The sequence below is a fragment of the Vibrio splendidus genome, from assembly GCF_003345295.1.
Taxonomy (GTDB): Bacteria; Pseudomonadota; Gammaproteobacteria; order Enterobacterales; family Vibrionaceae; genus Vibrio; species Vibrio splendidus_K.
The window spans coordinates 133,986-158,722 of record NZ_CP031056.1; the positions used below are offsets into that span (position 1 = coordinate 133,986).

24 protein-coding genes and 2 pseudogenes are annotated in these 24,737 nt (G+C 43.5%); 8 read left to right on the plus strand and 18 right to left on the minus strand.

The genetic code is table 11. The features are described 5' to 3' along the window. The first annotated feature begins 308 nt into the window (after positions 1 to 308). Entirely contained in the window at positions 309 to 1,061 is a 753-nt protein-coding gene (locus tag DUN60_RS16565; protein ID WP_114634403.1) for a hypothetical protein, read from the plus strand. Between the two features lie 110 nt (positions 1,062 to 1,171). Next, positions 1,172 to 1,354, plus strand: coding sequence for a hypothetical protein (locus DUN60_RS24685; protein ID WP_171307305.1), 183 nt, complete (start codon positions 1,172 to 1,174; stop codon positions 1,352 to 1,354). 454 nt (positions 1,355 to 1,808) lie between these two features. Here DUN60_RS24685 and DUN60_RS16575 read toward each other — a convergent pair whose 3' ends face one another. From DUN60_RS16575 to DUN60_RS16595, 5 genes and pseudogenes are all read right to left on the minus strand, one after another. Continuing rightward, on the minus strand, positions 1,809 to 3,092 hold the full coding sequence (locus tag DUN60_RS16575) for a serine hydrolase domain-containing protein (protein ID WP_054546068.1): 1,284 nt from the start codon (positions 3,090 to 3,092) through the stop codon (positions 1,809 to 1,811). Between the two features lie 331 nt (positions 3,093 to 3,423). Then, the gene (locus DUN60_RS16580) at positions 3,424 to 4,032 is read right to left on the minus strand and encodes a DUF3299 domain-containing protein (protein WP_017075586.1); all 609 of its coding nucleotides are present in this window, start codon (positions 4,030 to 4,032) and stop codon (positions 3,424 to 3,426) included. 94 nt (positions 4,033 to 4,126) lie between these two features. Continuing rightward, positions 4,127 to 5,647 carry a M20 family peptidase gene (locus tag DUN60_RS16585; RefSeq protein WP_017075587.1) on the minus strand — a complete coding sequence of 507 codons (1,521 nt, stop codon included), beginning with the start codon at positions 5,645 to 5,647 and terminating at the stop codon, positions 4,127 to 4,129. Positions 5,648 to 5,992: 345 nt separating this feature from the next. Then, positions 5,993 to 6,178 (minus strand): annotated as a pseudogene (locus tag DUN60_RS16590) (hypothetical protein); the annotation flags it as partial. A gap of 101 nt (positions 6,179 to 6,279) precedes the next feature. Further along, on the minus strand, positions 6,280 to 7,173 hold the full coding sequence (locus tag DUN60_RS16595; protein ID WP_114634405.1) for a LysR family transcriptional regulator: 894 nt from the start codon (positions 7,171 to 7,173) through the stop codon (positions 6,280 to 6,282). Positions 7,174 to 7,276: 103 nt separating this feature from the next. Here DUN60_RS16595 and DUN60_RS16600 point away from each other — a divergent pair, with 103 nt between their 5' ends. Beyond that, positions 7,277 to 8,188, plus strand: coding sequence for a DMT family transporter (locus tag DUN60_RS16600; RefSeq protein ID WP_114634406.1), 912 nt, complete (start codon positions 7,277 to 7,279; stop codon positions 8,186 to 8,188). 45 nt (positions 8,189 to 8,233) lie between these two features. Then, entirely contained in the window at positions 8,234 to 8,590 is a 357-nt protein-coding gene (locus tag DUN60_RS16605; protein WP_114634407.1) for a nuclear transport factor 2 family protein, read from the plus strand. 264 nt (positions 8,591 to 8,854) lie between these two features. On the opposite strand, the gene sodC is transcribed toward DUN60_RS16605, so the two are convergent. From sodC to DUN60_RS16625, 5 genes and pseudogenes are all read right to left on the minus strand, one after another. Next, positions 8,855 to 9,367 (minus strand): superoxide dismutase family protein, encoded by a 513-nt coding sequence (gene sodC, locus DUN60_RS16610; protein WP_114634408.1) that lies wholly within the window; start codon positions 9,365 to 9,367, stop codon positions 8,855 to 8,857. 38 nt (positions 9,368 to 9,405) lie between these two features. Continuing rightward, the gene (locus DUN60_RS16615) at positions 9,406 to 9,870 is read right to left on the minus strand and encodes an ankyrin repeat domain-containing protein (RefSeq protein ID WP_114634409.1); all 465 of its coding nucleotides are present in this window, start codon (positions 9,868 to 9,870) and stop codon (positions 9,406 to 9,408) included. 113 nt (positions 9,871 to 9,983) lie between these two features. Next, entirely contained in the window at positions 9,984 to 11,504 is a 1,521-nt protein-coding gene (katE1, locus tag DUN60_RS16620; protein WP_162808232.1) for a catalase KatE1, read from the minus strand. Between the two features lie 204 nt (positions 11,505 to 11,708). After that, positions 11,709 to 11,846 (minus strand): annotated as a pseudogene (locus DUN60_RS24465) (NAD(P)-dependent oxidoreductase); the annotation flags it as partial. Positions 11,847 to 12,215: 369 nt separating this feature from the next. Further along, on the minus strand, positions 12,216 to 13,193 hold the full coding sequence (locus DUN60_RS16625; RefSeq protein ID WP_114634411.1) for a DUF1254 domain-containing protein: 978 nt from the start codon (positions 13,191 to 13,193) through the stop codon (positions 12,216 to 12,218). Between the two features lie 116 nt (positions 13,194 to 13,309). On the opposite strand from DUN60_RS16625, the gene DUN60_RS16630 reads away from it, so the two are divergent. Continuing rightward, positions 13,310 to 14,182 (plus strand): LysR family transcriptional regulator, encoded by an 873-nt coding sequence (locus DUN60_RS16630; protein ID WP_114634412.1) that lies wholly within the window; start codon positions 13,310 to 13,312, stop codon positions 14,180 to 14,182. A gap of 144 nt (positions 14,183 to 14,326) precedes the next feature. Here the strand turns inward: DUN60_RS16630 and DUN60_RS16635 are convergent, their stop codons facing one another. Together DUN60_RS16635 and DUN60_RS16640 are read right to left on the minus strand one after the other, a co-directional pair. After that, positions 14,327 to 15,202, minus strand: a complete 876-nt coding sequence (locus tag DUN60_RS16635) for an NAD(P)-dependent oxidoreductase (protein ID WP_114634413.1) — start codon at positions 15,200 to 15,202, stop codon at positions 14,327 to 14,329. A 12-nt stretch (positions 15,203 to 15,214) separates the two neighbouring features. Beyond that, a complete protein-coding gene (locus DUN60_RS16640; protein WP_065206510.1) occupies positions 15,215 to 16,117 on the minus strand; it encodes a LysR family transcriptional regulator in 903 nt (300 codons plus the stop codon). 85 nt (positions 16,118 to 16,202) lie between these two features. Here DUN60_RS16640 and DUN60_RS16645 point away from each other — a divergent pair, with 85 nt between their 5' ends. Continuing rightward, positions 16,203 to 16,469, plus strand: coding sequence for a DUF2798 domain-containing protein (locus DUN60_RS16645; RefSeq protein WP_065206511.1), 267 nt, complete (start codon positions 16,203 to 16,205; stop codon positions 16,467 to 16,469). 276 nt (positions 16,470 to 16,745) lie between these two features. Here DUN60_RS16645 and DUN60_RS16650 read toward each other — a convergent pair whose 3' ends face one another. The 6 genes from DUN60_RS16650 to phhA all read right to left on the minus strand — a co-directional run bounded on the left by DUN60_RS16650 (position 16,746) and on the right by phhA (position 20,915). Continuing rightward, the gene (locus DUN60_RS16650; protein ID WP_004732617.1) at positions 16,746 to 17,462 is read right to left on the minus strand and encodes a YebC/PmpR family DNA-binding transcriptional regulator; all 717 of its coding nucleotides are present in this window, start codon (positions 17,460 to 17,462) and stop codon (positions 16,746 to 16,748) included. 96 nt (positions 17,463 to 17,558) lie between these two features. Further along, positions 17,559 to 17,768 carry a DUF3283 family protein gene (locus DUN60_RS16655; protein ID WP_004732615.1) on the minus strand — a complete coding sequence of 70 codons (210 nt, stop codon included), beginning with the start codon at positions 17,766 to 17,768 and terminating at the stop codon, positions 17,559 to 17,561. Positions 17,769 to 18,018: 250 nt separating this feature from the next. Then, positions 18,019 to 18,369 carry a hypothetical protein gene (locus DUN60_RS16660; protein WP_229647570.1) on the minus strand — a complete coding sequence of 117 codons (351 nt, stop codon included), beginning with the start codon at positions 18,367 to 18,369 and terminating at the stop codon, positions 18,019 to 18,021. Positions 18,370 to 18,548: 179 nt separating this feature from the next. Further along, on the minus strand, positions 18,549 to 19,649 hold the full coding sequence (locus tag DUN60_RS16665) for a Fic family protein (protein WP_114634414.1): 1,101 nt from the start codon (positions 19,647 to 19,649) through the stop codon (positions 18,549 to 18,551). A gap of 143 nt (positions 19,650 to 19,792) precedes the next feature. Next, positions 19,793 to 20,131, minus strand: a complete 339-nt coding sequence (locus DUN60_RS16670) for a 4a-hydroxytetrahydrobiopterin dehydratase (RefSeq protein WP_114634415.1) — start codon at positions 20,129 to 20,131, stop codon at positions 19,793 to 19,795. Further along, the gene (phhA, locus tag DUN60_RS16675; protein ID WP_114634416.1) at positions 20,121 to 20,915 is read right to left on the minus strand and encodes a phenylalanine 4-monooxygenase; all 795 of its coding nucleotides are present in this window, start codon (positions 20,913 to 20,915) and stop codon (positions 20,121 to 20,123) included. Before phhA ends, DUN60_RS16670 begins: the two co-directional genes overlap by 11 nt. A gap of 199 nt (positions 20,916 to 21,114) precedes the next feature. On the opposite strand from phhA, the gene DUN60_RS16680 reads away from it, so the two are divergent. Both DUN60_RS16680 and DUN60_RS16685 read left to right on the plus strand, forming a co-directional pair. Further along, entirely contained in the window at positions 21,115 to 23,166 is a 2,052-nt protein-coding gene (locus DUN60_RS16680; protein ID WP_114634417.1) for an acetoacetate--CoA ligase, read from the plus strand. Positions 23,167 to 23,774: 608 nt separating this feature from the next. Next, positions 23,775 to 24,704, plus strand: coding sequence for a carbamate kinase (locus DUN60_RS16685; protein WP_004732606.1), 930 nt, complete (start codon positions 23,775 to 23,777; stop codon positions 24,702 to 24,704). Positions 24,705 to 24,737 lie beyond the last annotated feature (33 nt).

Genomic DNA, 24,737 nt, shown 5'->3' on the forward strand with positions numbered 1-24,737 from the left:
CTTATATTCGATAATAAATCTTACCACCAGAGTCTACATTAACCAATACAACGTATGTTTCTCTTATTAAGTGACACATTTCTATCAGCACGTTCTGACTTGAATTCAAATATCTTCCCAAATACACATTAAACATACGAATTAGTATACTTTTTACCACCAGAAACCGCCCTCCCTCCCTTTACCGACGCTGTTTGAATGACAACGATGGTTCGAGCCCATCGCTAGAGAGTTAATGAGTCTAAAAACCTTATGTAAAGTTGCGTCATTGCTTCGGCAACTTAACTTAAATAACTCAGGAACGTCCCATGAACACTCTAAAAATGACCGCTTTGTCTACGGCTTTACTTGCTACTATTTCTATTTCTGCATTTGCTGGCGATGACATTCAAAAAGTCGATCCATCCGATATGACTCGTGCCAGCTCTAATATGTATGTAGCAACCAACAACAAAGGTGACCTAAAGCTATCAGGGGCACTATCATACGCTTATGACAACGGGCAGATGTCTATGTTCACATTGGAAGGTTCGATGGATAATGAAGGTAAATATAAAGACAGCCGAGCTCAATATTTCCATGTGTTCAACATAAATAGTGCTATTACACCTCGTGTAGCCGCATCATTAGATATCATTGATAATGCAAGCTTTACTACTGCTGCAGTAGGTGGTGTCGCTATTTTTAGAACTCCAATCGACTCTCTGACCTTTTTTGGCCGTGCAGCACTGATGGGCGGTGAATATTCAGACAGCACAACAGGTGCCTTCGGTGTGACAGACAATAGCATCGTAGGTGGTATGGCTGCTGCTTATGCAGTTTGGAAGCCGGGCGCCGATGGTACTTATTTTGCAGCCTACCCAGAATTTACATACATGGATGGTGATATTGAAACGAGTACCGTTAAAACCACTCTACTCGCAGCGACTCCTTTTTCGGCAGACAAAACACGTTGGGGACAAGTCAAGGTTGAAAATACTTATGGAAGCATGGAATCAACCAATCAAAAACTAGACATTGACGACACCGTGGTTTGGTTTCAATACAAAGTATTCTTCTAAAACGACCAAAATCCATAATATGTTAAAGGTGAATCGAGAGATTCGCCTTTTTTTAGTTTTGTTTTCCTTACCTTACACCCTCTCACTCTTCTTTATTAAAATAGCCACGATTGACTATTCAGTTCGGCCTTATCTCTATCTCTATCTCTATCTCCATCTCTATCTCTATCTCCATCTCTATCTCTATCTCTATCTCTATCTCTATCTCTATCTCTATCAAGTTACGCCTACATCCCATATTGATTCAACACTCAAAACCTTATTCTAGCGGCCTATTTCAATGCCGTTATTGATGTTTACGTTTGCTAGTGCATACCTAAACCCCATCAATATAGCTTGATTCAAACGAAGCCACTCTTGAGCTTACATAGCATCCCAACACTACGCGCATTGCCAATGAGTAGAGGGTAAGGAGATCGAATGTATAGTCTGAACACAATGAGTAACGGGAAGAAGCTCAAACAATCGTATCTATATAATGTGAACTTCTTTACGCCATGGCATTGGTGTGTAACCACGAGCCTAAAGCGCATAAAAGCGTTAACACAAGCGATAATGGATAGTGGTGTTGAGATGACCCAAAGATATCGTGGTACTTAATCACCCAATCACAGGGAATCAATAACCAAGTTCAACAAACAAAAAAACGCCAGTCAGGCGACTGGCGTTACAAAAAGATAAAACTCTATTCAATGATCAAATCTATCAATGATTAATCACATCAAGTGGCAATCACCGATTGCATAATTAGCGGCTAAAATATTTCGCAATCTCACGAGCATAAGTTTCTTCTTGGTTTTTGCCATTACTGGTTGAAAAGAAAGATATAACTAAGTCTTTTTCTGGTGAAATATACACACCTTGACCGCCAACACCGGCCTTGAATAAGTCGCCATCCTCAAAGATTGCATCAAATTGATAACCATTCTTGATGTTTGTGTCGTTGTAGAAAGAGTTTTCCATCATCTTACCAACATAACCACCACCGTAAGCTTCAGGGTTACCAGAGTCTTGAATTAACGTAATGACTTCTTTGCTAACACCACCATTACCCAACTTTGTGGCTGACGGAGTAAGTAACATACCGAATTTAGTCATATCTTCAATTGTGGTATTCATTGAGAAAAACATTAAAGGGTATCCCCCTTGTGGAGAAACGACAGTGTAAGCGTCATTATTTGCCCCCATTTTCTGCCACATATCACGACTGACAATCTCATTCATGGGTAAGTTACGAACATTCTCAATAAGTCGAGCCAGAACAAACGTATTAATTGAATTGTATTCGAATGTTTTTCCGCCCGGTGCTCTTCGCTTCATTTCGGCCAGCACTTCAAGTGGGCTTTGGTTGCCTTCACCCTCAAACACGCCAATGGAAACCGCCCATTTAAACCAAGGTTGTTCTGGGTTTATACGTGAGTCTGCCTCAGGCTCATCGTGCTCTGTTGCGTTTAAGCCTGTCGCCATATTTGCAGTATCAGAAACAGATACTGTATCCCAGTCAGATCCCTTTAATTCAGGAATGTATTTAGAAATAGGGTCATTAGGGTTAACTTTGCCCTCATTGACCAACTTAGCCAGCTCTATACCTGCTGTAATTTTCGAGTTTGAAAACCAATTATGCTTATCTGTTTTTCGCATCGTGTTGTAACGTTCAAAGACAACCTCTCCACTCTTAACAACAAGAAAAGCATCGACAGGGTAAGAATCTAGGTGTTCATTTAATGTCTTGCTTTCACCGTGCACAGTCGCTGATATTTCACCAATTTCTTGGTCAATCTGATATGGGAATTGGTAGACAGGTCCATCACGTTCAATTTGAGCGGTAGGATAGAAACGACTTAGGTTCTGCCAAGCAAACTTAGACTGTTCAATAGGAAACTGAAGTTTAACGCGATTGCCTTTTTGCAAGAAGAAGTCATGAGTGTTGTAAACATCTACATTTGTGGATGATTCATTAACGATCTCATTAGCAAACGCAGAGCCTGCAGATAGAGCCGTTACTATGGATATAGCGATTAAGCTTTTCATATTGGTTTTCCTATTGGTATATAAGTGCTGTAGTGCGAACTGTATGCAAAAGCTGCGAGCCAGTTGCCTTTGTTAATACAGACACGTTACAAGGAAAACGGAATAACGCCTCATCGCCTCCGATGGATTGCTTCCATCAAACATTGAAGTTGGAAACATGAATATTGTTTTCTCGGTGGTTTACCTACCCCAAGTGATTCTAATATTTACTATATTTAGCGCTGCTATGTGTAGAGCATGAAGAGAAGTGAATTAAACGGCACATAGCGATCAATTTTAGTCTAACTGTTCCCCGTTAGTCACCTTTCAATTCTAAGTTCGTTGATCAGATTTAGTGATAAAGCTCAATATCCGACGCGTCAATGACATACCCAGTTTCAATATCTTGATTGCCATCAGAAAGTGCAATCGACGTATCAACCGCCCCTGTTTTAATGTTCCCTGTCACCCATACTGGTGTGTATAAACTTTGTAATTCATGACCTTCAGGAAATTCGACTAAAATCGTTTGGTTTACAGGTGGGGGAGGTGTGTGAATGCAAGCCCCTGCAGTTGGCACCAAAATGAACTGCTTTCCTATTAAACCTTCCATTTCGAGCGGTACTAAAAACCCGGCCAGTTTCATATCGTTAATACTAAGCTCGGGAACTATATCGTTCGCTTGTTGTGTTCTTTGTAAAAGCAGCTCACGTACGTTTAAGCCAAACTTTTCAGCCAATACCACGCGTTGATTGTATCCATCGTTTTCCATTGGACTTAACTGACGCGTTTTTTGAACGGCTTCGTAGGCGTAAATCTCAGAAAGTAGCGCCTTATTCCCAGGAGAAAGAACCTGATACTGATTTTGCACAGGTCTTAATGACTCCCAAGATATCGTTTCAGCAGCTTGTGTGAACAAACTAAAACAACAAGCCATAACCATTAATAATGTATTTTTCATGTCAATATTTTCTAATTAGAACAAGGGCTAATGAAAAAATGGCTAAGAAAGTCTTAGCCATCATCTCGTTTTATATCAGTCAATAATATTTGAATTACAGACTTTCGAGGTTATCCATTAGTTGGTAGAAGAACCCAATAGAGCGACCGTATTCTTCAACTAAGATACGCTCGTTCACACCGTGGAAGCCTTCGAATTCTTTTACGCTTTCTAATTGTATCGCCGTCATTGTATATACATCAGGGGCAAAATCTCGTGCTTGAAAGTGCTTAGAATCTGAACCACCAATAACAAAGAACGGTGAGACAATCAGGTCATTTCCCCAAGTTTGGCGAATCGTTTTCTCCAACATGGCATAACCAGGACCGCTAGGATCCGCAACATTAGTTGCAGGCGTTGATGCTGAGATATCACGAATGGTCATTCTTTCGTCGCCGATCGCTTTCTTCACATGCTCAATAATCACCTCAGGAGTGTCACCTGGCATTGGTCTAAAGTTTACAACTGCAGTTGCTGCTGGCGGTAATACGTTGTCTTTAATACCAGCATTAAACATAGTAACTGCCGTTGTGGTATGAAGCATGGCGCGAGTAACCTCATTTTTAGACATTACATCAATAAATTTTTTCTCTAGGTCCGTCACCGTGTCGTTTTCGCCATAGGCTACGGCTTTGTAAAGTGGTTGCTGCGCTTCTGGAAGTTCCGGCCCCATGTATCGGTATTGGTATCTCACCGCATCATGAATTTTGTAAGGGAATTGCGCTGCTTCAACTTTCTCAACGGCTTTTGCTAACGCGACAATATTCGATTCTTCACCCGGTTGTGATGAGTGACCACCAACACCATTGATGGCAATCTCTAGACTAACGAATCCTTTTTGAGCAATACCAATTAGTGCCGTGTTTTCACGGATGCCAGGGAATATACCAGGGACAAGAGGAGCAGATTCATCCATAACAAACGCAATTTTCTCATAACGTTGTTCAATGATGTCAGCGGCGTGCTTTGCACCTTCTGGCCCACCAACTTCTTCGTCGTGGCCGAATACAAACAAAATGGTACGTTCAGGTTGGAAACCTTCTTTTAGCTTCATTTCAGTAGCTTCTAACAGTGCTTGAAGTTGGTTTTTGTCATCTAATGAACCACGGCCCCAGATATAACCGTCTTTAATCGCACCTGAAAACGGATCTTCTTTCCACTCATCACGAGACTCTTTTGCAATTGGTACCACATCTTGGTGCGCCATAAAAATAGCGGGAGCGAGTGATGGGTCTTTACCTTCCCAAGTGTAAATCAAGCTGAAAGGGCGCGGGTCACCGACTTCTTCTCGCTTGAGTGTTTTGTGCACTAATGGGTACGATTCTTCAAGAAATTGGTGGTAGTCACGAAAAGCCTGTTCATCAAAATCACTGCGATCTTGGTTAGAGATAGTTTGAAACTGAACCGCTTGCGATAAGCGTTGCGCAGCGCCTTCTATATCAACTTGAATATCCACTTTTTCGACGCCTTGCATTTGCATCGAACTAAAGTCTTGCTCATCAGCCCATACTGAAACACTAGCGGTCAATGCCAAAGCAGAAGCGATACTGGTAAAGAGTTTTGATGGTTTTGTCATGATTTGACGCCTTAATTAGGTAGAAAGTAAATCTGTGTTTTTGGTTTATGCGGCAATTATTAATGAACAATACTGACCAAACCAATCTCTAGCGAAGGACTCAACCCATCAGAAGACGTTGGTAACAATTTGTAGTGGATGAGTAAATCGAGCATGACTTTCTAGGGGAGGAAGGTTTTTACAGTCGCGGAAATGATCCGAGATCACCCTGTGGCGTTAAATTCGTAACAAAATTTTGTTCAATGGTGAGTTTCAGAACAAACGCTTCTCTGTATTTCTAAGTTATCTTAGGCAAAAAAATAGCCGCTAATCTGCGGCTATTTTTAAACTAAGCTTCGATGACTTTTAGCCTCTTGTACTTCGTATCTTCTGCTTCTTCGTCTCTTCAACGACAGCTTTCATCAATACCGAGGTATCCATGCGGCCTTGCCCTTCGGCAAACAATGCCTTGTATGCGTTGTTGGTCTTTTCCGTCAATGGCAGTTGAATACCTTGGCGCTCTGCTTCATCTAGACAGAAGCTTAAATTTTTTGATCATCTGAACGAGGGTGTGAGTGGGAAACCAAAAGCGCGATTTGTGAAAAATAAAAAGGCTAGGTACGCCTAAAACCTCTTATCAACTTCATAAACTTTTAACGATCATTGAGCGAAGCTGCAAGGAAATCGATAAACAATCGTAGTTTGAGTGGCATTGGATCTCGCTCAGGAAGCAATGCATAGACATTCTTCTCTGGCATCAGATAGTTAGGTAGCAAGAGCAGCAATTCCCCTGACTGAATGGGTGCATTGGCAATAAAGTCGGGAAGCCTAGCGATCCCAAGCCCTGCCGTGGTCGCACACAGTAATGCTTCGCTGTTGTTGACTCGGTAATTGCCTTTCACGACAACACTGGTCACCTGATCTTGGTGACCAAAAAACCACTCGGCACTCTCAGATGTATGACGATAGAGCAAAGCGTTGTGCGCACTGAGTTCGCAGATCTCGGTTGGGATCGACAAACCATTCTCATAAAAATACGTAGGAGAAGCGCAGATGACGCTACGGACACTGGTTAACCGCTTCGCCACTAAACTCGAGTCATTTAAATCCCCAGCTCGAATCGCGACGTCATACCCTCCTTCGACGATATCGACGTAACCATCGTCCATCGTCATGTCTATGTGAATATGAGGATAGCGTTTAAGAAATTGTGGGATGAGAGGGGCCAATACCAGACGACCAAAAGACATTGGCGCATTAACCCGCAATGTGCCAATTGCCTGATTTTGCTGACTGGTTGCTGCATCTTCAGCTTTTTGCAGCCAATAATTGGCTTTGGTGAGGTGATCATAAAACTGCTCACCAGATTCAGTAAGCGATACTTGGCGCGTAGTACGATGCAGCAAACGCACTCCAAGGCTCGACTCTAGTTGGATCACCCGTTTGTTGACCGCCGAACGTGACACGCCCAGTTCACGCGCTGCGCCCGCAAAGCTCGATTGTTTTACCACCGCAAGGAAATAGGGAATAGCGTCTAAGTGCTGCATGATTGTCGCCAATTTGGATACAGTGTGGAGAGTGTAGAGCCTATTCTCTAATCAATCTAGGTCTTTTATGCTGATTTCATCGACTTCAATAATAGAGCAAGACATGAAATCACTGATAAAACCGGTAACGGCAAAAAAGCACATTAATGGTATCGGTCGGCAATTCCAGTCTCCGTTATACGTGGTCAGCATTGGCAGTCTTGTCGCCGTGAATTTTGCGTTAGCCAAATATGCTGTGACCATTGGCATTCCACCGATTGATGTTGCGATAATACCGATGGCAGGTGCAGCTTTATTGTTGATGACGCTATTGGTTATGCGAGGTCAGCTCAACCGAACCGCATTGGTGCATTACCGTTATTATCTTTGGGCTGGCTTACTGGGTGTCGCAATCCCGAATCTGGCGTCAACCTGCGCCCTACAATCTCTTAATACCAGTACGTTCAGTGTACTCGTCACTTTGTCCCCCATCTTTACCTTATTATTCACCTTACCTTTTCAAGGCTCCTCGTTAACCAGACGAAAAGTACTCGGGATCATGGTTGGTGTAATCGCCGCACTCTCTGTAACTTTATCACCACAAATGAATACGTCATCTCCTTGGTCAGCGCTGGCCATTGCGCTACTCGTCCCTATATTTTTGGCCGCAGGCAATGTCTATCGCAGTCACGCGTTCCCTCCCCTTGCCAATCCAATTGTTCTGGCCACTGGCATGTTGACATTACAGAGCATGATATGGCTTCCGTTTATTCATGCAGTCGATGGTAAATTCATTACAAACGGAGCGGGCGTACTTGCGCTCATGGCAAGCTTATCAGCACTCAGTTATTTACTAACATTTCGTTTTCAACGGATCACCGATGGGCTGGGCTTTAGCCAAGTGGGAAATGTGGTAACCGTCGTCGGCGTATCCATTGGGATCACGTGGTATGGCGAGCCATTAACGCTGCAATTGATCGCCGCCGTAATACTGTTGTTGATAAGCCTGTACTTATTTAATCACGCTAAATCTTAATCTCGTTCAAATCCAAATTAGTTCAAATTCAAAGGAGCAATTGCTATGTCACCATTAATTGAACAGACAAAACATCTATATCAAATCGTCGACCAAAAGGATGTCCACACCCTAATGACACTACTGCATGATGACGTGTCGTTTCATTTTTCGAACGCTGAGCCAGTAGTAGGAAAGCCAGTTGTCGAAGCGGTCAATGCCGAGTTCTTTGGATCAATTGAATCAATGACGCATACGTTTTCTGGGATCTACGTAAACGATGATACGGTTGCGTGTGAGGGGCAAGTTAACTATGTGCGCCTGAATGGCAGCGCGTATGCCGCTAAGTTCGCGACTTTCTTATCTTTCAAACAGGGGTTGATACATCAATATAAAATCTTCGCGGATGTCTCTGAATTGTAATGCCGACCAACTTTAAGTTGTAAGTATGCTGATCCAATTGAGAACCTCAGAGCTAGCAATTTGCTTCTATTTCTATGCAGGCAGTGTCTAGTCAACGTTGCTGGCCTTTTCAGTGAGTGGAAGTCAATGCCTTAACGCTCTGCTTTAGCCAAACAAAAGCCTAAGTGATTAATGAGAGCTCTGCGTTAGAGATAAGTGTCATCCCTAAATACAAAAAGCGCCCCAAATAAGTTGGAGCGCTTTTTTTAACTCTTAAAGAAGAGATTACTTAATCACGCCACAGACAATGCGTGCACCACCGCCGCCAAGTTTAGCTGGATGGTCTGAATGGTTGTCACCACCGGCGTGGATCATCAACGCTCTACCTTTCACGTCATCTAGTGTAACTCTTGGCGCCATTACTGGTTGGTCGGCTATGCCATGAGTATTAACGTAAAGCGACGGTAAATCACCAAGGTGATTGTCATCCGTCCAAGGGAAACCATGCTTGCCCGTTTTCTCAGGGTCATAATGTCCGCCAGCGGCTCCACCGAGTATGATTTTGCCATCTTTTGTGATGCTATCGCATGAACCGTTCGCGTGCACATGGAAGCCATGCGAACCAACGGGTAAGCCTTTCAATTCCGGCGTAAAAACAGCTCCGTATTCACTTGAGCTTATCATTACAGTTCCGGTTGACTGACCCGAGCCAAGATCGATCATTTCAACATTCACTACTTCAGAAAAAACAGGAGAAGAGATAAGGGCGAGTGCAGCAAGCCATGTTGTTTTGTTCATATTATTACGTCCTTTTTATTGTTATTAGCGCACTTCATTTAGTGCGAAAGGGATTTCAGCACATTGGATTGACCATAAATTTCGGCAAATTCTTTCAAATTAAGTCCTGCTTTATTACGTAACTCTGGAGAACACTCCGCTCGGTACAAGTCTTTCGCAATACTGATTTCGCGTTTAATCAATGCCCCCATCAAAGCGGTGTTTCCACGTTTGTCTTGCAGGCATGCATTGGCACCCGAATCGAGTAGCAAGCGGACGGTTTCTCTATTTCCTTGATAAGCCGCAACCATGAGTGCGGTGTAACTTTGGTTATTGCGTTGATCAACGGGGAAGCCTTGAGAAACAAATGCATCGACCACTTCATTGTTACCAGTACGAGTGGCATCAAAGAACAACCCAACCAGAGACTGGTATTCCTCTTCCAGTTTGTCGTCAGCAGCCAATAAGCTGAGCGAGAAGATCAAAGAGAAAAAAACGGAGCTAAGTAAAAATACGATTTTCATTTATTTCCCCTAACTAACATGATTAGAGAATGGCCTACAGGAGCCCTGATTTTCGGGCAGAAAAGAGCAGATAAATCTCCCGCAGGCCAAAACTTTACGTCTTACATTGTTGCCTAATTGTTCTCTTGAGAGCGTTTTTTGACTTGTGAGAGACTTGTGTCAGTTGCTTCAGCCAAATGCGTTCCATACTCTTTGTCTGCACGATAGAAGTAGCTCACCATTATTTCCTTAACGTCTTTATCCATAACCTTATTTAGGTCACCCGCTAAGTTTGCGATTAAATCACTTTTATCTTGCTCACTCATGTTGCGATACTGCACGCCAGCTTGATAGAAGTTTCGTGGATTGCTGATCGCTCTCTGTTGAACAGTACCAACCAGCTTGGTTTCTACGGCTTTAAACTGCGTATCTTCAGCTAACTCCAACTTACGGCTTGGTTCATAGTTCACATCACCATGAGTTAGCGTTGAATTGTTGCTCAACCCATTTTGGTTATGGCTGCTCACTGGCGCTAACGGTCGGTTAACGGGTAGTTGGAACAAGTTTGCTCCCAAGCGATATAATTGTGTATCGGCGTAAGCAAACAAGCGACCTTGCAGTAAGCGGTCTTCCGATGGCTCGATACCAGGGATCAGATTCGAAGGCGAAAATGCCGACTGTTCCGTGTCTAGAAAGAAATTTTCAGGTAGACGGTTCAACGTCATAGTACCAACTTTTTGATCCGGTACATTCAGCCACACTTTGGTTGCATCCAGTCCGTTGTAGTCAAGCTTGATCAACGCTTCCGGAGACAATATCTTCACGTAAAGATCCCACTTGGGGTAATTACGTCGGCCAATTTCTGCATAAAGGTCATTGGTCAGATGGTTGAACTCTTTACCTTGCATCTCGGTGACTTGATCAGGGCGAAGGCTTTTAATTCCTTGCTGGCTCTTCCACTGGAACTTCACATAGTTCACGTCGCCTTGCTTATTGATCCACTTATAGGCATGAACCCCAAAGCCATCCATGGTGCGGTAACTCGCTGGCGTACCTAAATTACTGTACACCCAAGTCAACATATTGGTCGCACCCGGTTCACTGCTAAAGAAGTCGAAGAATCGGTTTGGGTCCTGAACGTTGGTTACTGGAGACGGTTTTAGAGAGTGCACCATATCCGGAAACTTAATCGAATCACGAATAAAGAACACAGGCAGATTATTCCCTACCAGATCCCAGTTACCCTGTTCAGTATAAAATTTGGTGGCGAAACCACGTGGGTCGCGAAGTGTTTCTGGCGATCCTTTTGAGTGAATAACGGTCGAAAAACGAACGAAAATAGGAGTCACCTTACCTTTATTAGTAAAAGGGGCGGAAACCGTTAAATCACTAAAATTACCAGAAGAGACAAATTCACCATGTGCGCCCGTACCACGAGCATGAACAACACGCTCAGGAATACGTTCTCTGGCAAAACGCTGCAATTTTTGGATCAGATGGACGTCTTGCAGTAATACACTGCCATTCTCACCTGCTGTTATGGAGTTTTGGTTATCACCTACTGGTGCACCGTTGTCTCTGGTCAGGATTTGAGCCTGTAGAGACGTGCTGGCTAAACCAACTGAAATTAATAAAAAGCTTTTTGACATCTGCATGGTTGCTCTCCAATGCGTGCTAACCATTAAACCAGTCGAGTGGTTAATGGATATTCAAAAGCTCTTTTCTGCCCACCAAGAATATAACTTCAATGTTTACATTTGTTTAATGGGAAATAACGATAGATTCAATAGGTGAAAACGATTGAACGATTACGCTGAGTGAAATGAGAGCAAATAACTGCCCAATTGTGATTTTCAAAATCAACGCTTCATCTGTAGTGATGTATCCATGCTGCCTTGTCCTTGAACAGGCAGCGACTTGTATGCGTTATTTATCTTTTCAGTTAGCGGAAGTTGAATGCCTTGGCGTTCAGTTTCATCTACGTTGAAAGGTAAATCACAAACTGTCACGCAGTTTTATCAATCCGACGAATGATAATAAAAAGGAGCGAATAGTTGAGCTGAGGCGTGAGTAGGGAAACAAAAATGGCGAGTGGAAAAAGAATAAAGGAAGTTTGTAAGAACACAATCTGACACTTTTCAACTCAAGCCTTGATCAGAGCTAACTCTTTATGGACCATTTAATTTGATTAAAATCTATCAGTGGGAGGGCAGCAAAAATATTGGCTCTATCTAATCAGATTTGAAAACAACCATAAGAAAAAGCCCGTGACACCTTCAAAGCACTCTTGCTTATTCGATATCACGTCGCTTTTAATGGATTATGTTAGTTCACTACATTTGATAGCATCAGTTTGACGACAATGATTAACCGACTTTCTTAATCATCGTCGCTGGATTGTAACCTTTTTCGCCTTTGCTAACTGGCTCACTCGGGTTGTAATGGCGTATAAGAACATTAAATTTACCGGTCTTATTACCTTCCATCGTTGGGATATTGTTTGGCTGACCTTCACACCCAAAACGGAGAGTGTAGGTTCCATCGCTATTCATAACGGGGACCATTTCACTCGAAATATTGGCTTTATCGTTAAACATTCGTCCATCAGCGTTATATACGGTCGCGGACCAAAATGAGCCTGCCTTTGGATCTTTGAAAGTCGTCTCATAACATGCATTCGCATCGAAGTACTGGCTGGTTTGATAGATATTGTCTTCGACCATCGCGCCACCCCAACCGCCAGCTGCACCAACATAATTCATATAATCAGTTTGGCCGCTTTCTTTGTTACCAAACGCCTTTGATTGGTCATATCCGTCACTGAAATCGATGTTGCCAGCTTTATCCGTGGTACTGAACGACGCCATGTCCCACTCTTTTACTTCAAACGGCTTCTCACTGCCTGTTTCAATCTTCAGGTTACGGCGTGCGTCATCTTCAAGAGCGCGGACAATGACAAATGCGTGGTCGGTTTTTGCACTGATTTTATGACGACCTGAACCGTAGATCATTGGCTGAGTCTCGTGGTTTTCGTCCACGACTTGCAGTGACACATATTGGTCAGTTTCTGGAACCGTCACGTAGACATCATCGTTCGACATATCGATGACAGAAACGGAATAAAAAGTGTCTCGATTCATTCGTACAACGAACTGCTCTTCTGGAACGCTGCTCGGCACTGGCATCTCAAAGAATGTATTAATACCACCGGCTTTTTCTACGACTGCACCGAGACGCATGTTGGTGTATGCCTGAGCAAAATTATCTTCCGTGACGATAGTTGGCGTTGCAAAAACGCTGGTTGAGAATAAAGCGACAGCAGTAAGAGGGAATAGCTTTTTCATAATAGCGACCTTTATATTTCAAAGTGAATGTCATTTGGAAGAGTATTATTTGCTCTGCCGATAGTGATTACTTTATACTTCCCAAAAGGAAAGTGTGGAAAATAGGACTTGCCCAAATGGAAAGTATAGACCTGAATTTGCTGCGTACTTTTGTATTGCTGTGTCAGTCGAACAGCCTGAAAAGGGCGGGGATAAAGCTAGGGATCTCTGAGAGCGCAGTCAGCAAGCAAATGACCAAGCTCAGAGATCAATTAGGGCACCCACTTTTCGAACGCACCACTGAAGGACTAAGGCCAACACATTATAGCAAATCTATTTTGCCCAATATTGAACACGCCTTGTCCTTGATGCACTCTGCGACTTCACCTGTGACATTCGATTCTGCCACCTATGATGGGCCAATCACTCTTGCTTTTTTCGCCTACACACTGGAGTTTTCAGGTGTTGATCTATTTAGGGAACTCTCGAAAACGTTTCCCAAAGCGCAAATAGAACTGAAGACTTGGGCATCAGATACAGAGCAAAAGTTAGAAGAGGGTGACATCACTCTAGGTGTGCACTTTTTAAATGAAGACCGCAGTACGAATATCTTCCAGAAACGCATCATGGCCGATCAACTGGTGATTGCTGTTTCAAAGTCATTGGGGCAATTAACATGGGAAGAGGCGTTGCAATTGCCTTTTATCAAGATCCGAAGCCAAGGCTGGAATGAAGATCGTTACCGATATTTAGAAATGTTGAAAAGTAGTGGGATTGAGCCACACATCAGTATCACGGTAGACAACTTTTCAGTTGCGAGGCAAATTCTAGAACAGGGTGACCACGCCTGCGTATTAAGCGATAGTTGGAAGGATGCTTCGCTTAATACCATAGAGCCACCCAAAGAGTTTAGAATCGATCTAAACCTTGTGTCCTGCATGCGTCTTGTCGATCGCCAAAGCCCTCTAAACCTTGCCGTTCATGACGTGATTAAAAGGGTCATGCTTTAATCTAGATAGTTAGTGCCCCGAAACGAGTTAAAAAGGCTCGTTATCGTTTCACGCAAACAAAAATAGCCGCTAATCAGCGGCTATTTTTAGTTATCTAAGCAAAGCTTTTACGGCTTCTTCGCTGCGACTGTTTCTTCGTTTCTTCTACTTTTTAGTTTCTTCAACGACAGCTTTCATCAATACTGAAGTGTCCATGCGACCTTGTCCTTCGGCAGACAATGCCTTGTAAGCGTTATTAGTCTTTTCAGTCAACGGAAGCTGGATACCTTGGCGCTCTGCTTCATCTAGGCAGAAGCCTAAGTCTTTGATCATCCAATCAATAGCAAAACCGAAATCGAATTTGTCTTGCGCCATTGTGGTGGCGCGGTTTTCCATCTGCCATGAACCAGCTGCGCCGTTTTTAAGGCAATCAACCAGAGTTGGGATGTCCAAACCTGATTTCTCAGCAAGTACCAAGCCTTCAGAAAGGCCATTCAATACACCTGCGATGCAGATCTGATTGACCATTTTCGTGCGTTGGCCTTGACCTACTTTACCCATCAGAACCGACGACTTACCGTAAGCTTTGAACACAGGTTGAAGGTCATCAAACAAATCTTGTTCGCCACCACACATGATGGTTAGCACGCCGTTTTCTGCGCCCGCTTGGCCACCAGACACTGGTGCATCCATAAAGCGAACATTTGCTTCCTTCGATGCAATTTCAAGCTCTTCAGACAGTACTGCAGACGTTGTGGTGTGATCGACAAGAATCGCGTTAGGCTTCATTGCTGCTAGTGCGCCTGTTTCGCTGGTCGTCATGCTGCGTACGTCGTCATCGTTGCCAACACAGACAAGTACAACATCCGCATCTGCTACACATTCAGCTACGCTTTCTGCGGCTTTACCTTGGTGTTTATCAGCCCAGTCTAGCGCTTTACTATGAGTGCGGTTAAATACCGTTACTTCAAAACCGGCTTTGACTAGGTGGCCTGCCATTGGAAAACCCATAACGCCTAGCCCGATAAAACTTACTTTCATTCCTTTCTCCTTTTATTTGACCAAGTCATCACTATGGAAAGATCGAACACTCTCAATCAATGCATCGATAAGCAGGGTCAAAGCCTTTGGCTGATATTTTCTTTCTTTGTACACTAAATACGCTTGGCGATCACCCCGATGATACTCAGGGAGCACTTGAATCAGATTCATATCTGGAGATACATGGCGAAAAGGCAGTGAAGCAAGCCCCAACCCCTTCAACGCTGCGGCGGCCACAGCATTGATGTCATTAACAATAAACTTCGGTTTAATCGTCACCATCTGCTCTAAGCGGTCGGATTTGTAGAGCGGCATATCAAAAACATCATCGACATTAATCCAGTCGTGGTGCTCTAGATCACCTGGATTTTTAATCGCACTGTGGGAATCCAAATAATCTGGGCTCGCAAAGAAACCGTGCTTGGCTTTAAACAGTGGCCGAGCAATCATGCCTTCCATGTCGGAAATCTTAAACGTAATCAACAAATCACGATCAGTTTGAGGAACCACTTGCTGCTGACTCAGAGTTAAATCAAGCTGCACATTGGGATACTCAACAAGATATTGCTCAATGGTCGAACGTAGAAAGCCACTGTAGAAGTTATGAGGCACTGCAAGCTTTATCTTACCTTGAATCGCATCGCGCTCTTCCAACAAGCTACTGAATCCTTGATGCAGCGACTCCATACCGCTGCTCAACGCAGCAAAGGCCGCCTCGCCATCTTTAGTGGCCACCAACTCACGACCTTTCTTTTCTAAAAGTCGGATACTCAGGCGCTCTTCCAATGCGGTTAATCGACGCGACATGGTCGACACAGGTAATTGCAGGCGTTTCGATGCCGAAAGCAAAGAACCCTCTTCAACCACTGCACAGAATAAGAACAGATCATCAATGTTTCCAAATATGGAATTCATACTTCTATATGTGCCTATTTTTCTCATTAATGGATAGATGTAACTTTATCTCATCAACAACAGAAAATCACGGGAGAAACATACAATGAACAATAAACAATTTTGGGTAACTGCTATTTTATCTTCCCTGACCATGGCAATGATTATGTCTGGGGTTATCTCAGGCTACAAAATGGGGTTCAGCCACGAATGGCCGCCTATTTGGCTACAAAGCTTCTTTATTGCTTGGCCTTGCGCATTAACACTTAACCTAACCGTACTGCCATTGATTCGAAAATTAGCAGCGTGGATATGTAAGCCAAGAACTAAAACGATACCTAACCCATTAATTTCAACTGAAACGACTAACTAAGTCGATCACGAGGCCAGGCGGATCATGTCGCTATCATGGAACGATGATCAAGGAGAATTCGACCAGCGGTTCCGAACAGATACTACGAACGGGTACAGTGAATAAAAACAGTAAGCAATCACAGAAGCAGACCAAAGAAAACAGCCAACACTCAGAGGCACGCTTTCAAATTCTTCTATCTCTGAATCAACGGCATAAAAAAACCGAGCACTAGGCTCGGTTTTTTGTATTCTACATTCTACTCACAAGAGCAAAGCTATCAATTATAGATTGATATTATAGCTCAGCGTTGTGGTAAACCTGCTGAACGTCATCACAGTCGTCAAGCATGTCTAAGAACTTCTGGAACTTCTCAGAATCTTCTTCAGCTACTGGCGTAGTTGTTTGAGGAACGAAAGTGATTTCCTCAACGTCCAGAGTTAGCTCCGGGAACGCAGTGTGTAGTGCAGTCTTCGTTTTGAAGAACTCAGTCGTTGGAGCGAATACAGTGATAACACCGTCTTCTAGCTCAACGTCAGTCACGTCTACGTCTTCCATCATTAGCGTTTCTAGGATGATCTCGTCATCTTCGCCAGCAAACTGGAATACAGCTTGGTGAGCGAACATGTGAGAAACAGTACCTTCAACACCGATTTTCGCGCCAGTTTTAACGAAACATTGGCGAACGTCTTGGAAAGTACGGTTGCCGTTGTCAGTTAGACAGTCAACGATTACGCTTGTGCCACCAGGGCCGAAACCTTCGTAACGAGCTGGTTGGAAGTCTTCACCGCCGCCGCCGTTCGCTTTATCGATCGCTTTGTCGATAACGTGAGCTGGTACTTGGTCTTTCTTAGCTTTAGCAATCAGGTGCTTAAGAGGTAAGTTCATGTCTGGGTCAGAGCTGCCGTTCTTAGCCAGTACGTAAATCTCTTTACCGTATTTAGAATAAACTTTAATTTTTGCGCCTGCAGTTTTCGCCATTGAGGCCTTGCGCACTTCAAAACTTCTTCCCATCGGGATCTTCTCTCTGATTCAATTAACGGAGCAAATTCTAGCAAATTACTGTGTCATTTCAATTCTACAGCTTTGCTGGGTAAGGTTTATGTGCGTTTATGCGACACCCATTACCCGTTTGTATTTTTCTACAGACTGATCAAACCAAGCCTTTTCTTCTGGGTCACCTAGCTTCATTGCTTCTTCAACAATGGCTTCAGGGCCACATTTCGCCTGCTTCAATTTCCATACAAGAAACGATGCCTGCTTATCCAGTTCGATTTTATTTTTCTCACTGGGTGGAAGGAGTGAAAGGTTGATAGACATTATTAGCCTTCGTCTGTAATACACTTGGCCGAGAAATATATCATAGAGCAGCCTCATAAAACCAATACTATGAGCAATAGAGGGGGTTGTCGGACGAGAAAGCAACAAGTCACTGATGCAGGTCAAGCTAGTTTGGGAAAGTGCGTTTGGCTAAAGAGCCGTTACAAGATAAAAAGTAGGGGGGTAAATGTTATCTTTGTATGGCCAATACTGCTGCATTTCGAGAAAAGCAGCAGCATAACTAACACGCTTACTCTATATTAGTAAAAGCTTGGCAAGGGAGGTCTAAAGGAACTTCAAAAGTGACTCTATGAGCAATGTTTGATTCATCTAAGTTTTTAATACCGCCTCCGATAGAGAAAACTGATAATTTGGCTTTTGCGCTAGCATCAACATCAGTGCTTTCTTTTACTTGGATTGCTATATCAAATTTAATAGTTTGCTTTGGTGGCTTTTCAGGGTGTACATCAAAACCAACATCAATAAACGTTGCATGAGGATTAACAGTGCCACCTAACGAAGAAACCTCTTGAGCAGCATCATTCACGCCTTTTACTATCTGTACTAACGTCTCTTTAATATACTCATCTAACTGCATCATTTAACTCGATTCATCACGCTTATCAAAGTATCATAATACCAATATAGAACTGCAGTTGCATAACATTATTCTTTTGAGATTTATGAGTTTTTGATACGCTAAATTGAAAGCAGAGCAGGGGTATGTGGTCGCTAATAGCTAGGTCAAACTTACCCTGAGATACATCAAAGGCATAAACCCTACTCAGGCAATAGATAGCGGGTGCTTCGTCCGCCAGAACCAGATTTGACTAAGCAGCCATGCTCAATCAAAGCGTTCAAATGACGTGTTGCAGTGGCACTACTTACCTTTGCTACCTTTTTATATTGACTAGCATTTATACCTTCTGAAAAATCACCATCGAGCATCCTATTCAACACTTTTACTTGCTCTGCCGTCAGCTTGGTTTGATCAACACTTCGCCAATAATTGGTCTTATAAACCGTTTGATCGACCTCAGCAAAAACACCTGTAAACGTCTCGTCTAACGTATCTAAGAACCACATCAACCAATCGCTGATATCGAGCCCCCCTTTCTGGGTACGCTCCAATATCTCGTAGTAATGCTTGCGGTTAGCGAGAATCCCCACCGACATCGCATAGAAACGTACCGACTGCTGCTCGGCCTGTGCTAACGCCAAGTCGGTCAACAATCGAGTAATACGACCATTACCATCATCTAACGGGTGTAAGGTAATAAACCAAAGGTGAGTTATCGCAGCTCTAAGTAAGGGATCGAGTGTAGCGTCGGTAAGTGAATCATTAAACCATGTGATAAATGTATCTAACTCAGCATCAAGAATGTCTCGGCTAGGCGCTTCAAAGTGCACAGTTGGGCGGTCAATTCTTCCTGATACCACTTGCATCGGAGCGTCACCTCGTAGCTGACCTCCAACTACAGGGTTAAACATGGTGTAGCCCTGAGGAAACAGCCTATCGTGCCAATGCAAAACCCTATCAAGCGCTAGTGGCTCTGTGAGGTTCTGCACCGCATCCAACATAATTTCAGCTAAACCATCGGTTTGTTCTGTCGTAGGAAAAGGTCGCTCTTCACTCACGCCAAGTTTGTTGGCTAAAGAAGAACGAACAGAGAAGGCATTCAGCTTTTCTCCTTCTATCGCACTGGAGTGGACAATGTTAGCTAGCAAAGTATCGAGCATTGTTTGCGTTTGATCTGCGGATTGAGAGGTTATCTTGCCTAATAGAATGCCCTGATTAAGCCGTACTTCTCTTAACCTCACGCCTATTTTCTGATTATCCCAAACAAAGTTTGGCCAATTATCTTGCTGCCAAATCCACATATTACGCCCCATGATGCGAAAGTCACACTTATTCAAATCACATTATGAGCCGTTTAAGATTATTATTCAAATCATAAAGTGAGTCGAATAATGGGATATTCAAATCATTGAGGCTGGAGAAGTACTTCTCCAGCCCAGAAGGACTATTCACTCACCGAGAACACATCGCAGCGTGAAGCGCAGATGAAGTCGTTTTTGTGTAGGCCTTTGATTGAGTGGCTCCACCACGTTACGGTCACTTTGCCCCACTCCAATAAGATCGAAGGGTGATGGAATTCTTCTTCTGCTAACTCTGACACTTTATTGCTGAATGCCCATGCTTGTTTGTAGTTCTTAAACTTGAACACCTTCTCAAGCTGTGGGATGCCATCTCTTTCCATGATCTGCCAATCAGATAGCTCCAACAGTAAAGATTGTTGGTCATCTTTATTGAGGGCAATCGCGTCGATACTGCAGGCTTCGCATTTTTGTTCATTCAACATGTGTTGGTTCCTTAGGTTCAAAAAGTGGTGGTAGTAATCCCTCGTCTATAGCGAGATCTGCTTGCTGCAATAGGTTTTCCTGACTGATTTTGAAGAGCTCAGACAGCTCATCAATCACGTAATATTTCGGTTGTATAATATCGATACGATAAGGCGTTCTTAGCACGGTTTGCAGGTCAAACCGCTCACGAACGGCCAAGTCCCCTCCCAACGCATACATGGTTTCCGCCGGAGACGAAAGAATGCCGCCGCCATAGATTTTCAGCCTATGACCTTCTTTTACTAAACCGAACTCGACTGTAAACCAATACAAACGGGCAAGATACGCGCGTTGTTTGGCTGTCGCTGCTTGGCCTAATTTTCCGTAATGCTCAGTGAATTTCGCAAAATCGGCATTAGTCAGCATGGCACAATGGCCAAAAATTTCATGAAAGAAATCAGGTTCTTGTAAGTAATCGAACTCGTCTCGCGTTCTCAGAAATGTCGCGACTGGGAATTTCTTGTTGGCGAGCAAATCAAAGAAACGGTCGAAATCGATTAACGCAGGTACAGGCTGTACCTGCCAACCCGTTGTTTCCATTAGCACTTTATTTATCTCTGGAAGCTGGGGAACTCTGTCTAATGGCAGATCCAGCAGGGTCAAACCGTGCAAATAGGCATCGCATGCGCGGTCATTAATGACGTCCAGTTGCCTTCTCACTAAGTCGTGCCAAATGGCGTCTTCTTCGAGGCTCCACTCAACCCATCCCTCTTGGCTCACGGGCTTAGAATGATATTGAGTCATTACACACCTCCTTTCGAATGTCTCCCTTTAAGCCTATCTCCACTCCTTATATCCGCCAATTTGCGCTATTTTTCGAAACAAGCGATCGTGTAACATTTTATTTACACAATTCCGAAATCCCCTTATTTTGCTGATCTTTTGACTTTGTAAAACCTAAATACCAGACTGAAATCGTTAACTTTTTGTTAAAGGTAAAGGAATGCACGAGAGCAATAAGCCAATTTGGCAACCTAGCGACCAGCGTATCGCACACGCCAACGTAACCCGATTTATGGATAGCCTCGATCAGCAGGGCATACTCGAACGGAAATTGAAAAACTACACGGATCTCCATCAATGGTCTGTGGAACATCCCGAGTCGTTTTGGCAGAACGTATGGCAGTTTTGTGGAATGGTGGGGTCGCAGGACAGTATTGATAACGCACAAAGAGAGCTCATAAAAACTCAAGGCGAGAGCCGCTGGCAGCAACCAAAATCGAATCGCGATGCGGTATGGTTCCCGAATGCTCATGTAAACTATGCCGAAAACTTGCTGCATTCATCAAAAACGTTGCCAAACGAGCTTGCGATTTGGTTTGAGAATGAGCGAGGTGAACAACAGAGTTATACATGGCAAACCCTATCTGAAGAAATCTCTCGTATTCAACGGTGGCTCGTGGATTGTGGCGTTCAACAAGGCGATGTGGTTGCCGCTTATACGCCTTACCTACCACAAACCGTAATAGCGATGTTAGCAACCACCAGCTTAGGCGCAATTTGGACGTCAACCTCGCCTGATTTTGGCGTCGAGAGTGTGATTGAGCGCTTTGGCCAAGTGAAACCAAAGGTGCTGTTCACCTGCGATGGCTACACCTTCAATGGCAAAACGTTCGATATGACGGACAAAAACCGTGAAATCATCGAGCACTTAAACGAATTAAAACAGGTGTGTGAGATCGATTATTTGAAACCGACTCGTGATTTAGAGAAGAGCCATTTAGAGAAGCGCGATTTAGAGAAAAACAAAGTTGAACATGATGTGTCGATCCAAAGCTGGAAAAACATCATTAGTTACTATCAACCAAAACCTCTTCGATTTACTCGTGTCGGCTTCAATGAACCTCTGTTTGTACTCTACTCTTCTGGCACCACGGGCAAGCCAAAGTGTATTGTGCATTCTGTCGGCGGCACTACCATCAATCACCTAAAAGAGCATCAACTTCACTGTGATATAAAGCCAAACGATCGCGTGTTCTACTACACCACTTGTGGTTGGATGATGTGGAACTGGCACGTCTCTGCGCTCGCCAGTGGTGCGTGTTTGGTGATATTTGATGGTAGCCCAGTTTATCCGCAACCTAACGTTCTGTGGGATTTAGCGCAGCGAGCTGATGTATCGACATTTGGCACTTCAGCCAAGTATCTAGAGGCGATTGAGAAAGCGGAACTCTCACCGATCGACAGTCACTCGCTTCCTCATTTGAGAACACTGTGCTCGACGGGTTCTGTGCTCTACCCAGAGCAGTTTGATTATGTTTACAACCACATCAAACAAGACCTGCATTTAGCGTCCATTTCTGGCGGTACGGACATTTGTGGCTGCTTTGTTTTAGGCAACCCTATCTCGCCTGTGTATCGCGGTGAGTGCCAACAGGCCGGGCTTGGCGTCGACATCAAGGTGTTCAATTCGTCGGGTCAAAAGGTCAATCACGAACGCGGCGAACTGGTGTGTGTAAATTCCCTACCCAACTTCCCTGTTGGCTTCTGGAATGACACCGGAGAGCGCTATCACAGCACTTATTGGGATAGATTCGATAATGTGTGGCATCACGGTGACGAAGTCGCACAGAGCGTGCATGGTGGCTACCTGTTCTATGGACGAGGTGACACCACACTCAATCCTGGTGGCGTGCGAATTGGTACCGCTGAAATCTATCAACAAGTGAACACCATTGAGGGCATCATAGACTCCATCGCTGTGGGTAAAGATGTCGACCGCAATGAGCAGATCTGGTTGTTCGTTCAACTGCAGCAAGGTGTGAGTCTAGATGAAACGTTACTGACAGCCATCAAGAGGAAGCTCAAATCATCATGCTCACCAAGGCATGTGCCAAGCCAAATTTTTGCGATCAGCGACGTGCCAAAAACACGCTCAGGAAAACTGGTAGAACTGGCGGTGAAACAGGTGATCAATGGCAAGAGTGTAGAAAATCTCGGTGCCATTGCTAACGCCGAGGTTTTGGAAGAGATAAAGCGTGTTGTTTCGCCTTAGTATTTAGACCAAGAACGTGGCGAGCTATCTCCAATTTTCACTTGGCTGTCAGATAACATCTAGAGTAAAGGCAGCCGATTGAAAACCGATGACTGAGTGAAGCAAGCAACGGGAGAAGCATTAAACACTGAACACTTTAAGCAGCCCTTGATTGGCCAATAAAAACCGAATCTAAACTACTCTTTAAGCTCGTGAACCCCCACCTCAGTTTTGCCCCGTACCGTTTCTAAAGTTCTTAATGAGATCTGAACGTCATATTTAAAACAAAAATGTTAAATTATTCATTTTTTTGGCTGAGATAATATTCACTAAAGACGAATCATTTATACAAAAAAAGAGTCCACCACTGGATTGTATCCCAGCTTATGGATATTTAATCGAATTATAATAATTTCCGCTCCCACAGCTCTATTTCTAGTGAAATGATAATTTGATAGCTATCACATTTAGAACAGTTATTTTCCCATACTATCTCGGCATGTCAATTACTTAAGAGTAATTAAAAAACCTAGTCATTGTTATTAATAAGCTTGAGTTTAATTATAAACAAGCGGTTAATCCCTACGTAAAATAAATAAAATCATTATTAAATGATCGGAGACATTATCATGCGGATAGTATTAGCTTTAGGCGGTAACGCTCTTTTAGCAAGAGGCCAAGCATTAACGGCTGAGAACCAACGTGAAAATATAATCAAATCAGCGGCGAGTATTGCAGCAATCGCACGCGAGCATGAGATTGTTATCGTTCATGGTAATGGCCCACAAGTAGGTTTGTTGATGGAACAAAACGCGGCTTATAGCGAATATTCGCCAGAGACTACCCCATACCCAATGGATGTACTCGGCTCTCAAACCTGTGGCATGGTGGGCTACATGTTACAACAAGAGTTAAGAAACATTGACCCTGAATTAGACGTAGCGACGCTAGTCACGCAAACTGAAGTATGCAAAAAAGACCCTGCGTTTGCTAACCCGACTAAATTTGTTGGCCCTGTATATACAGAGCAACGAGCTAAAGAATTAATGGCTCAAAGCACAATGCAATTTAAAGCTGATGGCGAGTACTACCGACGCGTTGTGCCTTCTCCTATGCCAAAAAGCATTGTTGAAATTCAGCAAATTGAAACACTTCTAGATACAGAAAACCTTGTTATCGCTTGTGGCGGCGGCGGTGTTCCCGTGAGTATTGAGCAAGGTAAGAGTAGTGGTGTAGAGTGCGTAATTGACAAAGATCTTACGGCTGAACTACTGGCTGAAAAAATCCATGCCGACTTATTTATTATCTTAACCGATGGGTCGATTTTCCGTAACTATGGTAAAGAAGACCAAGCAGAAATGAAGCAAGCAACGCCTGCTGGTTTAGCAGAATTTTCATTCCCTGCTGGTTCTATGGGGCCAAAAATTGATGCCGTTTGTAAATTCGTTGAAGCTGGATTGGGTAATGCGGCGATTGGTTCATTATTTGATTTAGATAAAATAATCACCAATGAAGCTGGTACTCTGATTACAAAAGGCGAAGGTATTGTTTATTACTAAGATTATCGAGCAATAAGCGTCACCAATATAAAG